At 39.9% G+C, this 13964-nt stretch carries 16 protein-coding genes, 1 pseudogene and 1 other annotated feature; of the genes and pseudogenes, 4 read left to right on the top strand and 13 right to left on the bottom strand.

The genetic code is table 11. The annotated features are described in order from the left end of the window. The 3 genes and pseudogenes from AC52RT_RS11540 to zapA all read right to left on the bottom strand — a co-directional run. Positions 1-403 (bottom strand): annotated as a pseudogene (locus AC52RT_RS11540) (DNA polymerase/3'-5' exonuclease PolX); the annotation flags it as partial. A 29-nt stretch (positions 404-432) separates the two neighbouring features. After that, positions 433-960 (bottom strand): CvpA family protein, encoded by a 528-nt coding sequence (locus tag AC52RT_RS11545; protein ID WP_340846756.1) that lies wholly within the window; start codon positions 958-960, stop codon positions 433-435. Positions 961-964: 4 nt separating this feature from the next. Continuing rightward, positions 965-1225, bottom strand: a complete 261-nt coding sequence (gene zapA, locus AC52RT_RS11550; protein WP_201647627.1) for a cell division protein ZapA — start codon at positions 1223-1225, stop codon at positions 965-967. A gap of 145 nt (positions 1226-1370) precedes the next feature. Between zapA and rnhC the strand changes: the two genes are divergently transcribed. After that, the gene (gene rnhC / locus AC52RT_RS11555) at positions 1371-2306 is read left to right on the top strand and encodes a ribonuclease HIII (RefSeq protein WP_495540879.1); all 936 of its coding nucleotides are present in this window, start codon (positions 1371-1373) and stop codon (positions 2304-2306) included. Positions 2307-2865: 559 nt separating this feature from the next. After that, positions 2866-3240, top strand: a complete 375-nt coding sequence (locus tag AC52RT_RS11560; RefSeq protein ID WP_495540880.1) for a DUF2750 domain-containing protein — start codon at positions 2866-2868, stop codon at positions 3238-3240. 188 nt (positions 3241-3428) lie between these two features. Here the strand turns inward: AC52RT_RS11560 and pheT are convergent, their stop codons facing one another. The 3 genes from pheT to AC52RT_RS11575 form a co-directional block, all read right to left on the bottom strand. Beyond that, positions 3429-5843, bottom strand: a complete 2415-nt coding sequence (gene pheT / locus AC52RT_RS11565; protein ID WP_495540881.1) for a phenylalanine--tRNA ligase subunit beta — start codon at positions 5841-5843, stop codon at positions 3429-3431. A gap of 20 nt (positions 5844-5863) precedes the next feature. Continuing rightward, on the bottom strand, positions 5864-6907 hold the full coding sequence (gene pheS, locus AC52RT_RS11570) for a phenylalanine--tRNA ligase subunit alpha (RefSeq protein WP_495540882.1): 1044 nt from the start codon (positions 6905-6907) through the stop codon (positions 5864-5866). 54 nt (positions 6908-6961) lie between these two features. Further along, positions 6962-7200: a binding site (T-box leader), on the bottom strand. A 54-nt stretch (positions 7201-7254) separates the two neighbouring features. Further along, positions 7255-8016: a TrmH family RNA methyltransferase gene (locus AC52RT_RS11575; RefSeq protein WP_495540883.1), complete on the bottom strand. Its 762-nt coding sequence runs from the start codon at positions 8014-8016 to the stop codon at positions 7255-7257. 116 nt (positions 8017-8132) lie between these two features. Between AC52RT_RS11575 and sspI the strand changes: the two genes are divergently transcribed. Next, a complete protein-coding gene (gene sspI / locus AC52RT_RS11580; RefSeq protein ID WP_495540884.1) occupies positions 8133-8345 on the top strand; it encodes a small acid-soluble spore protein SspI in 213 nt (70 codons plus the stop codon). Between the two features lie 191 nt (positions 8346-8536). Here the strand turns inward: sspI and AC52RT_RS11585 are convergent, their stop codons facing one another. From AC52RT_RS11585 to AC52RT_RS11600, 4 genes are all read right to left on the bottom strand, one after another. Continuing rightward, positions 8537-9226 (bottom strand): general stress protein, encoded by a 690-nt coding sequence (locus AC52RT_RS11585; RefSeq protein WP_495540885.1) that lies wholly within the window; start codon positions 9224-9226, stop codon positions 8537-8539. A gap of 123 nt (positions 9227-9349) precedes the next feature. Beyond that, positions 9350-10444: a YflT domain-containing protein gene (locus tag AC52RT_RS11590; RefSeq protein WP_495540886.1), complete on the bottom strand. Its 1095-nt coding sequence runs from the start codon at positions 10442-10444 to the stop codon at positions 9350-9352. Positions 10445-10575: 131 nt separating this feature from the next. Further along, positions 10576-11661: a M42 family metallopeptidase gene (locus AC52RT_RS11595; protein WP_495540887.1), complete on the bottom strand. Its 1086-nt coding sequence runs from the start codon at positions 11659-11661 to the stop codon at positions 10576-10578. A gap of 53 nt (positions 11662-11714) precedes the next feature. After that, entirely contained in the window at positions 11715-12209 is a 495-nt protein-coding gene (locus AC52RT_RS11600) for a dUTP diphosphatase (protein ID WP_495540888.1), read from the bottom strand. 116 nt (positions 12210-12325) lie between these two features. Between AC52RT_RS11600 and AC52RT_RS11605 the strand changes: the two genes are divergently transcribed. Continuing rightward, entirely contained in the window at positions 12326-12706 is a 381-nt protein-coding gene (locus tag AC52RT_RS11605; protein WP_495540889.1) for a sigma-w pathway protein ysdB, read from the top strand. A 54-nt stretch (positions 12707-12760) separates the two neighbouring features. On the opposite strand, the gene AC52RT_RS11610 is transcribed toward AC52RT_RS11605, so the two are convergent. From AC52RT_RS11610 to rplT, 3 genes are all read right to left on the bottom strand, one after another. Then, the gene (locus tag AC52RT_RS11610; protein WP_495540890.1) at positions 12761-13336 is read right to left on the bottom strand and encodes a TVP38/TMEM64 family protein; all 576 of its coding nucleotides are present in this window, start codon (positions 13334-13336) and stop codon (positions 12761-12763) included. 61 nt (positions 13337-13397) lie between these two features. Beyond that, on the bottom strand, positions 13398-13667 hold the full coding sequence (locus tag AC52RT_RS11615; RefSeq protein ID WP_495540891.1) for a DUF1294 domain-containing protein: 270 nt from the start codon (positions 13665-13667) through the stop codon (positions 13398-13400). Between the two features lie 71 nt (positions 13668-13738). Further along, on the bottom strand, positions 13739-13964 hold a 226-nt coding region (rplT, locus tag AC52RT_RS11620), incomplete at its 5' end, for a 50S ribosomal protein L20 (RefSeq protein ID WP_495540892.1).

Consider the following 13964-nt stretch of genomic DNA (forward strand, 5'->3'; position numbering starts at 1 on the left):
TACCAAATCCCGCTAGATCACGAACCCTGCCTTCTTCGCAAACACGTTTTAAGTCTTCCACATCACAGACAGCAAGCTCTTTATGAAGCTTAGCAATTTTTTTGCCGCCGAGACCTTGAAGCTGTAATAATGGGATTAAACCTTTAGGCACTTCTTCCTGCAGCTCTTCTAAAACCGTTGATTTATTATGTTCGATATATTCAACAATAACAGCAGCAGTTCCTTTACCTATTCCGTTTAACGCTGTGAAATCCTCAATTTCGGTAAGACTTCTATCATCTGTTTCCAAAGCAGCAGCGGCTTTTCTGAAAGCAGATACCTTAAATGGATTTTCACCTTTCAATTCCATATAAACAGCAATGGTTTCTAAAAGTTTAATTATATCTTTTTTATTGATTGCCATCCGTTACACCTGCTTTTTAAAGAGTCTTGTTAAAACCAGAGTTCCTTCACCAAATTCGAGAAGTAAGGCGTTTTCGTGATGATTGCCTCGGAAAGGAAAGACTGGTTGATTGGTGTCTGTACCGCCTCTATTGGCAGTAAAACAGCTATGTATAATAGAATAAACATGATAAGATAAACTTCGGCAAAACCTAAAATACCGCCGCCCCACCTATTCAGTTGCTTTAGGATAGGCAAATGTGCGATAAAATCAAGCATGGAGCCAAACAGCTGCCAAATAATTTTAGCACCGAAGAAAATAATAGCAAAAGCAATCGCATTATAATAAGCGGTGTCCAGTCCAACGCTGTCAGGTATCATTTCTAAACCAGACAGATTGCCAAGTGATGGATATGGAATCCATAACTTTAACCTTGGTGCCAGGTCGCCATAATATACATAGGCAGCAATAAAGGCAACAATAAATCCTGTTAAATGGATCAGCTGCAGAATAAACCCACGTCTTAAACCAATTAAAAAGCCGATCAATAGGATGGCTAATATCGCCAAATCAAGCATGTACTCAGTCCCTTTTTTTCAGTAATTCCAGTTCTAGCTGGTTAATTTGTTCCTTTAATTTCATATAATCGTGCACGGTATTCACGGCTGTCAAGACTGCGAGCTTAGCCGTATCCAGGGAAGGATTCATGGCACTAATTTCCCGCATCTTATCATCGACCATGGATGCAACAATTCGAATGTGACTTGAACTTTCTTCACCGACGATTGTATATTGCTGGCCATATATATCAACTGTTATTTTTCTTTTTTTTTCGTCTAACAAAATGATGCCTCCATTCTGAAGAATCCTAGTCTATATCATATCATGAAGCTTTTCCTCTTGAAAGAGTGAGGACTGGCAATTCACCAGCCTCCGCCTATTTTTTTGTAAATTAACGGAAAATATTAATGTATAAGGAGCCTATTTGATGTCTCATGTCGTTATCCTTCTCTCACCCGACCAAATTTCGAATGTTGAACGCTATTATTCTGCTCATCTGATTGAGAATTTGTCCCCTGGCAGTCTGTTTGCTGCCCGGTCACAGTCCTGCACGATTACAGCTTACAAATCTGGAAAAGTATTATTTCAAGGTGAGCAGGCAGAGGCAGAAGCGAGCAGATGGGGAACAGCTGCCCCTTCAGAATCTTTGCCTTCTATTAAACAACACCGCTTCTCACCTCCCCCGGATATTGGCAGTATGTCGATAATAGGCTCCGATGAAGTCGGAACAGGCGACTTCTTTGGCCCGATTACCGTTGTTGCGGTGTATGCAGCTAAGGAGCATCTGAGGCTTTTAAGGGAAATTGGTGTAAAGGATTCCAAACATTTAAAAGACCCGCAAATTCTTGAAATTGGCGAGCAGTTGAAAGAACTAGTACCCTATAGCTTGCTCGTTTGTACTAATCCAAAATACAATTCACTGCAAGCGCAAGGGATGTCACAAGGAAAGATGAAAGCACTGCTTCATAATCAAGCTATTAAACATGTGATCAAAAAAATAGAACCCGTTCAAACTGAAGGAATTCTTATCGATCAATTTGCTCAGCCTGACGTATTCTTTAATTACTTAAAGGGACAAGAAGTATTTACGTCCAAATCCGTTTATTTAAGTACTAAGGCTGAAGGCATTCATCTAGGAGTGGCTGCAGCTTCCATATTAGCCCGCTATGCATTCGTCAAGCATTTCGACATCTTAAGTGAACGTGCTGGGTTCAAGATTCCAAAAGGGGCAGGTCCAGCAGTGGATCAAGCTGCAGCCAGGCTCATTCATGAAAAAGGTATCGAAGCCCTCAACAGCTTCACCAAAGTCCATTTTGCCAATACAGAAAAAGCAAAAGTAATCTACCGAAATACCTATCAATAAACAAATCAGGCTGTCGTGAGATCGACAGCCTGTTTCCGTTTAGCAAAATACCTTTTGCACACTTTTTTTCGAGTTTTGCACACAAATCCCCCTGCTTTGCACACTTTTTGAATAGTTCTGCACATAAATAACCACCTTGTGCATGAAAACTATGCTTTTCTGCACAATCAATTAAAAAATAGAGCAGTCTCCCTATCAAGGAGACTGCCCTCAGACTGTAGTCAAACGCGGGTGAGATTTTTAAAATCGAGATGTTGATTTCCATTCCAGGCGCTTCGCTTTCCGCGGGGCGGGCGGTGAGTCGCATCAATGCTTACGCTCCTGCGGGGTCTCACCTGTCCCGCTGTTCCCGCAGGAGTCTTCACGCCCTCCACTTCAATCAACTGACTTTCTAAACTTAAAAAAGTAAGGCTATGTTAAAGTTACGGATTAATTTATAGTAAATTTGGCTTTGTTTATAAAGGTTACAACTTAACCTAACTGGGCAATTAGTAGAGCAAGGAGTAAGTGGTAAAATAACAGGAAAGTTATTTTGTTAATAGGTTTAGGAGTGTTTCTCATGAATAAAAGAGAGTTTGAAGCAGTAATTAAACAACCACCAAATATTAGATACGAGTATTTCATAAAAAAAGTTATAGATTATGAAGAGGTTTGGGCTTTGTATAATGATGGATGGGCAACAGCACAAGATGAGAAAGGTAATACACTGATTCCATTCTTTCCTAAAGAGGAATTTGCAGAATCCTGTGCTAAAAGTGAATGGATAGATTTTAAAGCTAAATTAATTAACCTGGATGATTTTATTGATAAATGGCTTAGTGGAATGAAAAACGATGGAATAAAACTGTCTATTTTTCCAACTGATGATGATACAGCAGTGGTAAATATAGATGTTATCCTAAAAGATTTAGAAACTGAATTTGAAAATTATTGAACTAAAGGGGTCTTTAGTAAAAAAGGGTGGAATAGTAAAATGAGAGTGGAAAAATTTTCCATTCTCATTTTTTGGTGAATCTTGAAATCAACCTTTTCCTTTAACATAACCAAAAGTAAAAGACCTATTTGGTCCGAAAAATGCAAAAGAGGTTCGGAATGAAACCATTCCGAACCTCTACTTATTGGTTATCCTCTTAATTCAGCGCCTGATTTTTCTTTAACGGCTGTTAATACCTTTTCATGTGCTTTGGTTACTTCTTCGTCAGTCAACGTCCGCTCTGGATCAAAATATTTTAGCGAGTAGGCTAATGATTTTTTGCCAGCTTCCATGTGCTCTCCTTCATATAAGTCAAAAATACTGACTTCCTTCAGAAGGGAACCGCCTGCTTCGATAATGACTTTTTTAATATCGCCTGCTACCGTATTCGTATCAACGACTAACGCGATATCACGAGAGATGGATGGGAAGCGCGGGATTACTTGATAAGCAATCGGCGCAACGTCAGCCATGGCTGCATCTTTAAAGGAAAGTTCAAAGATAAATGTTTCTTTCAAATCAAGTTCCTTTTGAAGCGTTGGGTGAATCTGACCAATAAAGCCAATGACACGGCCATTCAGTAAGATTTCTGCTGTACGCCCAGGGTGCATGTCGGCAATGGTTTCAGCTTGACGATATTCAACTTGGCTATTCAAGCCTAGTTCAGTGAATAAAGCTTCCAAAATTCCCTTGGCCACGAAGAAATCAACTGGTTTCTTCTCACCTTGCCATAGATGTGATTCCCATAGGCCCGTCATCGCTGCAGCAACATGCTCGCGTTCTTCCGGAAGTTCTTCCCCATCTTGCTTAAGGAACACTGCTCCTATTTCATAAAGAGCAAGTGAATCAATTGAGCGGGCATTGTTATATTTTAGAACTTCAAGCAGCTGTGGAACGATGCTCAACCGAAGCTGACTGCGTTCCTCACTCATTGGCATGGCGAGTGTTATTGATTCACGATTTTCGAGTGCAAATTGTGCGGCTTTTTCCTTGCTTGTTAATGAATAAGTTATCGCTTGGTTCAAGCCTGCCCCCTCAAGAACAGAACGTGTTTTGCGGCGTTTTAATTGATAGTCCGTTAGACGGCCCGGAGCTGTTTCGCCAATTGGCAATGTTGCTGGAATATTATCATATCCATATAACCGAGCTGCTTCTTCCACAAGATCAACTTCAATGGTAATATCTCCACGTCGAGTCGGAACGGTAACGATAAACGTTTCATTATCCAATTCAACACCAAACTGTAGACGGGTAAAGATGGATTCAACCTCTGATACAGTCATCGATGTACCAAGAAGGGTATTGATCTTGTCTAACGTAATCGAAATGACCTTAGGCTCCATCTTCATTTCATCAAATTCTGCTGTACCAGCGAGTATCGTGCCGCCAGCATACTCAGAAATCAACTGTGCTGCACGTTCTCCAGCTGCGCGAACACGAGCAGGATCAACACCCTTTTCAAAGCGGGCACTGGCTTCACTACGTAATCCATGATCTTTCGAAGCTTTACGGACAACTGTTCCAGCAAAATAAGCCGATTCAATAATGACGGTTGTTGTATCCTGTTTTACTTCAGAATTAGCCCCACCCATAACACCGGCAATCGCAACAGGCTCCGTACCATTTGTGATCACCAGATGATCAGAAGTTAACGTGCGTTCTGCTTCATCTAACGTGGTTATTTTTTCAGCATCTTTTGCTCTTCTAACAACAATCTCCTTTGAACCAAGACGATCGTAATCGAATGCATGAAGCGGTTGACCATATTCAAGCAGAATGAAGTTGGTAATATCAACTACGTTGTTATGTGGACGAATACCGCTTGCCATTAAACGCGTTTGCATCCATAACGGTGAAGGTCCAATTTTTACATCTTTTATCACTTTAGCAATATAAAGCGGGTTATCTTCCGAATCTTCTACTTTAATGCTAAGATAATCAGATGCGTTTTCAGAAGCATTTTCCGTTGAAATCTCCGGCCATTTCACGTCACGTCCCAAAATTGCTCCAACTTCGTAAGCCACGCCCAGCATACTTAACGCATCCGAACGATTTGGAGTTAAACCTAGTTCAAGAATCTCATCATCAAGACCTAGTGCTAGTAAAGCGTCTGTTCCTACTTCAACATCGCTTGGAAAAACAAAAATCCCAGTCGCATATTCCTTCGCAACCAACTTAGAATCAATACCAAGCTCTTTCAGTGAACAAATCATCCCGTGTGATACTTCACCCCGAAGCTTCGCTTTTTTAATTTTGAAGTTGCCCGGTAATACAGCTCCAACAGTAGCTACAGCAACTTTTTGACCTTTATCAACGTTTGGCGCTCCGCAAACGATTTGAACGGTTTCACTTCCAAGATCAACTTGGCAGACATTTAATTTATCAGCGTTTGGATGCGGTTCACGTTCTACAACATGACCGATCACAATGCCTTTTAATCCTTCACTCTTTTTTTCTACGCCTTCAACCTCTATGCCGCTTTTTGTAATTTTTTCTGCCAGCTCATCAGCGCTGATGCCTGAAAGATCTACATACTCCTGCAGCCATTTATATGATACAAACATGATAGGTCCTCCTTTAAAATTTATTCTGATTCATGAGTGTGAAATTGCTTTAAGAAACGCAGATCATTTGTATAGAAATGACGGATATCATCAACGCCGTATTTAAGCATGGCAATACGTTCTACACCGATTCCGAATGCAAATCCAGAATATGTTTTTGAATCGAAACCAGCCATTTCAAGTACGTTTGGATGGACCATACCACCGCCAAGTACTTCGATCCAGCCAGTGTTCTTACAAACACTGCAGCCTTTTCCACTGCAGATTTTACACGAGATATCGATTTCAACGGATGGTTCAGTGAATGGGAAGAAGCTTGGACGAAGACGAATTTCCCGGTCTTGACCGAATACTTTCTTCGCAAATACTTCAAGTGTTCCTTTCAAATCACTCATGCTGATGTTTTCATCGATAACAAGGCCTTCGATTTGCATGAATTGATGTGAGTGCGTTGCATCATCATTATCACGGCGATACACTTTACCAGGACAAATGATTTTAACCGGACCTACGCCTTTATGCATCTCCATGGTACGGGCCTGAACAGGGGATGTATGTGTACGCATAAGTATTTCATCCGTAATATAGAAAGAATCCTGCATATCACGTGCTGGATGACTTTTCGGCAGATTTAATGCTTCAAAATTATAATAATCGCTTTCCACTTCAGGACCTTCCGCAACGGTATAACCCATCCCAATGAACAAGTCTTCGATATCTTCAACAATGCGTGTTAATGGATGTTGATTTCCCTTATTGACTGGACGTCCTGGAAGGGTTACATCAATTTTCTCAGAAGCAAGCTGTGCGTTAATGGCAGCTGTTTCAAAAGCAAGCTGTTTTTCTTCAATTTTTGAAGCAATCACAGCACGAACATCGTTAGCCAATGCACCGATTTTCGGACGTTCCTCAGCAGATAATTTCCCCATCCCTCGTAATACCTCTGTAATGGGTCCTTTTTTCCCTAAATATGCAACACGAATATCATTTAATTCCTTTAGTTCAGTCGCTTCGGTTGCCTTTTGCAGCGCTTCCTGCTGCAGTTCAAGCAGACGTTCTTGCATGCTGTTTCCTCCTCATAAAAAAAGATTTTTGGAACACAAAAAAACCCCATCCCAGAAAGGGACGAGGTTTATGTATCGCGGTACCACCCTTATTAGCACCATAATTACCAAGGGTGCTCACTTAATTTAGATAACGGCTTTTCGCCGGGGCATCTTTCGATCACATAAAGAGACCATCCCGATGCCGACTCGAGAGTTGAATTCACAAAAAGCGCGCCATAAAATGCTCTCAGTCTCGGCATTTTTTCCCTGAATGGTTGAGTTTTGCTACTGGTCTCTGTCACAGTCGATAAACTTTATACAATTGTGTTTTATTATAGTATAAATCATGATGGGTAGCAAATCGATTATGAATTTTTTCTCAGGTAATACATTAAAATTCCTGCTGCAATCCCCACATTCAATGACTCACTTCTACCGTGAATTGGAATATACAGGTTCTGATTTGTTTTCGCGAGCAATTCCTTACTCACTCCCTGCCCCTCATTCCCAACTAAAAGCGCAAATTTCTCTGTTTTTTCAACTTGTTCGAACGGTACGGCTCCTTCAAGCGCTGTACCGTAAACCGGTACTTCCTGCTCCATGAGTGAATCAATTACCTCCGAAAGATTGGCTTTGATGACCGGCATATGAAATAAACTTCCTTGTGTAGAACGAATGACCTTCGAGTTATACACATCTGCACAGCCTTCGCCTAAAATAACAGCATCCATTCCCGCAGCATCAGCTGTCCGAATCATCGTCCCGATATTACCTGGATCCTGAACGGCATCAATAAGCAGCAGTTTTTGAGGATTAATCTCACTTAAATTCTGTGTCTTCTGCTCACAAACCGCAGCAATTCCCTGTGGTGTTTCTGTATCACAAATTACTTTCAGCACTTCTTTAGCCACATAAATAACTTCTGTATCTTCTATTGTAAAGCCCGCAGGTAATTCTGTATCTTGGCTAATAATTACTTCTTGGACTATATTCTTCTCCTTTAACGCTTCCTCTACAAGATGAAATCCTTCAATTAAATAGCGTCCAGATTTATCTCTTTCTTTCTTGGTTAATAGCTTCTTCCATTGCTTTACTTTAGTGTTTTTAACTGACTCGATATAGTTCAAGGCTGAACTCTCCTTTTATGCTGACTGATTTTCCTATTATAACGTAATTTGCATACATAATGCATGCCGATCTGTACAAGCTATCAATGTGAGTACTGAATGAGGAGGATAAAAAGATGAACCTGAATTTACGTAATGCCATTATTCACAACGTTACAGGGAATACCCAAGAACAATTACAGGACACAATTGTAGATGCCATTCAGAACGGAGAAGAAAAAATGCTTCCAGGACTTGGTGTCTTATTCGAAGTCATTTGGCAAAATGCAAGCGAATCAGAAAAGACAGAAATGCTCCAGCTTCTCGAAACAGGATTAAAAACACAATAGCCTAAGGCTATTGTGTTTTTACATTCTAGAAATTTTTGTAGTCTTAAAGCAACTCTCGATGTATTTTCTATCGTCTCAGTGCGGAACTTGAGGATGTATGTGTGCTTAGTCCTTTTTGTGCAAAAAGCGATATATCAGTTTGAAAGGAAAAAAGCCATCGAGGTTTTCTCGACAGCCTATACATCTACGGATTACAGATGATCTGTGTTGATTCGATTTTTCAGTTGTTCATCATGAATGATTGCATTTCCATCATTGTCGAGTTGAACATTGTCCGTATCATTAGCTAATTCGCGTCCAATGATATTCGATTCTTTTGTCTTAGATGAAACAGGGTCAGCATTTGGATCACTTATGGGCTGCCTAGACTCTAAGTCTTTTACTTGCTTCACTTCACTTTTTGATTCTTCAGTAGTTTGGTACGTAGTCTTTTCACCATCAGGGACTGATGTTTTGGTCACAGGCGGAGTATCTTTTTTATTTTGTTGTTTATGCGGTTTTACTTGCTCCATATAGCCTGCTTTTGTCCCTTCAACCAGATGCGAACCTTCGTTTACCAAAACGACTACTTTTCCTTCGTTAATTTCTTTCATATATGCATGGGCCTCTGTGTCAGATAAACCCGCACCCGCAAGCTTGTCTGTTAAATCTTCTTTACCGATATTCATAAAAATCCTAGCTACCTTATCCACCAGCGATTCATCATCTTCATCTGAGAACGTTTTTACATGTTCGAGTCCGTTTTTATCCAATTTTTCGAGTTCTTCTTCACTGCTTGCTAATACGGTTATTTCTTTTCCTTTGTATCCCTTGGCTTTCAGTGCCTGTATTTCTTGAATCACTTCATTTTGATGAAATATTCCATAAACCTTCGTTTCCATAATCATTCCTCCCTAGTTTTTTCCATATACCTATTAATACCCATAGGAAGGATTACTAAACGATTTTTTACCCTTGTAACAAAGGAAAAAGCTGTCGAGAATCTCGACAGCTTACACATTTTATTAATAAGGTTTTTTTGATGATTTAATTTCTTCATCATTTGGATTTAAAGATCGGCTGATCACTTTATATCCTTTTTCATCCATTTGTTCATCGCGCATAGTTGGCTCATTTTTTTCTTCCTTTTTAGTTTCTGCATCCAAATCAAAGCGACTGTGACTGTTTGCAGCATAGCCAACCGTATTCAAATTATCCTCATCTTTGACCATTTCATCCGTTGTCGGACGGTTGACCTGGCGTGATACTCCTTTTGCAGTAACAGGGGTGTTAGGGCCGCGTAGTTTATCCCCATGTATTGGCGGGAAAACCACATTATCTGGATCATTATCGTCTCCATCAAAACGGTCTCGGCTGCTTTGTGCATACCCAACATCATTCAACTTTTTTTCATTATTCTCGGTTACTATTTTTTCATTTATATCAAAATTGTGGTGCTTTATATCACTTGGTGTTGATTCACTTGGTTTACCATCAAAGCGATTTCCGCTTCGTTCTGCATAACCGACATCATTCATCTTTTCATCAGTAACCAAATCATCACTTGGATCATATATTGGACGCTCTGCTACATTTCCTGTTACAACCGTATGTTCTTCTTCCTGTGGAAGAGCATTGCTTGTAGTAGAAGGGAAAATATTAGGATCAGGATTGTTCGTTATACCTGATGAAATTGAATTTTTTTCTCTTAAATCGATTTCTTCTTGTTTGCTGGTTAAAGCAGCACCTGGTTCATTAGTTACAGTTCCTTCTCCAACATTGCCCGTTCCTTCGACAAGAACTAATACCCTGCCATCTTTCACATCTTCTGTATAAGCTTCTGCTTCTCTGGTTGATAAGCCTACATTGGAAAGACGTTCTGATAAACTATCCCGATTGTCGTCTACGAAAAAGCGGACAATTTTATCGATAAATGAATCGTCTTCAGTAACCACCGTATTTACATCCACAGTACGGTTAAGATTGTCTAAATTCATTGTTTCTTCATTCTTAGCTACGACTGTAATATCGTCACTTGCATAACCTTTTGCTTTAAGTGTATTAATGGCTCTAATTGTTTCTGCATTTGAATCAAATACTCCATATACGGATTTAGTCATTATCTATTCCTCCTTAAGATGCTTTCGTTGTCATATCTACTATGTACCCGGTACAAAAGATCTTAAACGAAAAGATTATCCTTCAGAAAAATGAAAAAATAAAAAGGGTGCCCTTTAGCACCCTTCTGTTGTTACGTAAATGTTAATGTGTCAACTGTTTCACGGTCTAGTTTTTTAATGACTTCCACAAGTAATTTGACCGTATGTTCATAATCATCACGATGAAGCATAGCGGCATGTGAATGGATATAACGAGTAGAAATTGTAATCGCAAGCGCCGGCACGCCGTTCGCAGTTAAGTGAATCGCCCCTGCGTCTGTTCCGCCGCCTGGAATCGATTCGTATTGATAAGGAATATTGAATTCTTCAGCTGTATGAACGACTAAATCACGGAGTCCTTTATGAGAGATCATGGAGGCATCATAAAGAATAATTTGAGGACCGTTCCCCAATTTTCCCTGTGATTCTTTATCGCTGATTCCCGGTGTATCTCCCGCTGTTCCTACATCAACAGCAAAGCCGATATCTGGTTTAATCATAGACGTTGACGTTTTCGCTCCACGGAAACCGACTTCTTCCTGAACTGCGCCTACACCATATACGATATTCGGGTGGTTCATACCATTAAGCTGCTTGAGAACATCAATGGCAATCGCACAGCCAATGCGGTTATCCCAGGCCTTAGCAAGCAATAACTTTTCATTATTCATTACGGTAAATTCAAAGTAAGGTACGACCATATCACCTGGTCTTACTCCCCAGTCCTTGGCTTCCTTAGCACTTGAAGCACCGATATCAATGAACATGTCCTTTAAGTCGACAGGCTTTTTTCGGGCTTCCGGAGTCAGGATATGGGGTGGTTTAGAACCAATAATCCCCGTCAAATCTCCCGTCTTCGTTACTACGGTTACCCGTTGAGCAAGCAGGACCTGAGACCACCATCCGCCAAGAGGCTGAAACCAGAGAAAACCTTTTGAGTCGATTCTAGTAACCATAAATCCAACCTCATCTAAATCCCCTGAGATGACAATTTTCGGTCCATCTTCTTTGCCAATTTTCTTTGCAATCAAGCTGCCAATCCCATCAATGGTTACTTCATCCGCGTAGGGAGTAATATATTCACGCATTAATTCTCGAACTTCCCCTTCATTCCCAGGTACCCCTTTTGCATCGGTAAGACGTTTGAGCATCCTCACAGTTTCATCTAGTTCTGCCACCAAGTACTCCCCCTTAAAACTTATGTATCCATTATTATACAACAACTTTTCACTCAGTACCCTTGTTTCTGCCGATCATAATTAATTTGGTTTTTATCCACATAAGCACGCTCTATGTCTTCACTTGAAAAACCAAGCAGGTTCCCTAGCACCAGATAATCCTGAAATACTTGTCGATACGAGGACTCCGTTCTGTCTTGATCAAACAATACAATATCTCTATATAATGTGATAAACATAGATGTAGGATCTTGTCCCTTATCTAGACCGTCAGTTATGTCCGTAACTGTGTCTCTAAACTCACAAGCAATGCCAAGGGACAAAATAAAGTGAACACCATCAACATATTCAGCTAGGATACTTTCTTTAGCTGCTGGTCCTTTTAGGCTCCAAAATTTGAAGCATCTCGTTTCATTTGCTAATTCCCCTAACTCCACTAGCAGAGCTAGAATTTTCTTTTCAATTAAATCAGTATTTTGCAACCCATGTTTTTCCTCAATATGACGATCCAGGGCATCCTGCATCTCAAATAGTTTTTCTACATCCATCTCAAATCACTCTCTTTCATGCTTTCTCTTTGAAAATTATATCAAAAATTTGAAACCTATTGAAAACCTATCCGTATATATACTACTACTTCTGTAGACGTAAGGAGGAAAATCCCGTGATTCTATTATTTCGGTTACTTATATTCGCTTTTATCCTGTTCCTAGTATATACAGCTATAAAATATATACTAAGTCCTAAAAGGAAGCTCGAACTAGCTCATGAGCAAAAAAAGTACTTTTTCTTAGATGATCAACAGGATATTCGGAAAAATTTTTTGTTAACCTATAAGGGAGCATTATTTGAAGGAGAAAAATACCTTGGTACAACGGATGAAGCCTTTGAAGTGGTTTCTATTTTCATCTGGCCAAAAAGTACCGCGGCCCTGAAAGGCTTAGAGCGAAAAGACTTTCTATATATTCAATCCGAGATTACACGCCATTATCCGAATGCCGTGATCGACTGGAAAAGTCCCATAAAAGAATTTCTAATAGAATAAGAAACTCACAAAGACTGTCGAGAATCCTCGGCAGTCTTTGTTTGATCCCATATGTTATCCGGCACTATTCTGTGAAAAAAATTCTTTCCAAGGAATAACCGTTTGCTTTTCCCTTACCAGGTAAAATAGCAGCGACAGTGATAGTAGAAGTAAAATGATTAAGGTTGGGCTAAATCCCCGAATATAATTGCCGAAAATTGTATATATGAATGCGAGTGGTATATTCGTTAGAAACGAGGCATAGGAGTAATCCTTTAAGCCTTTCTTCGTTTCCATTAAACACAGTGAAAGCAAGTGAAAGTGAATGAAGGGGATTAAACGTAAGACTGTAATTTGTTGGTTATTTAACTGTCTGTTACCGAAACACTTATTCTTCATTTGCATTATGCGAGCCACAAATCTAGGAAACTGATGCACTGCCCCATAGAAGGCAATACAAGATAATGTTAGGCCTACTAGTGAATAAATTGTCCCTGCAAAAGCACCAAATAAAATCCCGCCTGAAATACAGACTACCACCACAGGTATAAATAAAAACTGTCTTAAGACATGAAATAGAATAAAGAAAATAGGTGCCATAATAGACCCTGTCTGGAGGAAACTCATAATAAGGGTGAGTTTTTGTTCCAACGTTTTGCCCTCCCTGTTTATTCTCAGCTGTTCCTTACAGCATATCCTCTACCAACTTGTACTATGACAAAATGATGACATACCCCACAAGCACTAACTGGATAATCATTAATGCGGGAAACCCCCATTTAAAAGCAGAATGCTTCGTTTTATGTCGAAACTTTTTCATCCCGGCAAATGCTCCTGTAGCTCCGCCAATCCATGCAAGCAGCCAAAGGGTTCTTTCACTTATTCGGTATTGTTGCTTTTGTGCTCTTTTTTTATCGATCCCCATTATGAAATAGGCAAGCACATTAATAACCACTACATAAATCCATAGCTCAGTAATCAATAGATAACTCCTTTCTTGACTAAAAAAGCCATTCTCGGTAAAGAGAATGGCTTGTCATAGATCAAATGATCTTATTTTTCTAATTGTTGCTTAGCAGTAGTTGCTAATTGTGCGAATGCTTGTGCATCACTGATAGCAAGATCAGCAAGCATTTTGCGGTTCATTTCGATACCAGCAAGCTTTAAGCCAAACATTAAACGGCTGTAAGAAAGACCGTTGATGCGAGCTGCAGCATTGATACGTGTGATCCATAATTTACGGAAATCACGTTTTTTCTGTTTACGGTCACGGAAAGCG

The organism is Peribacillus sp. (assembly GCF_059453735.1).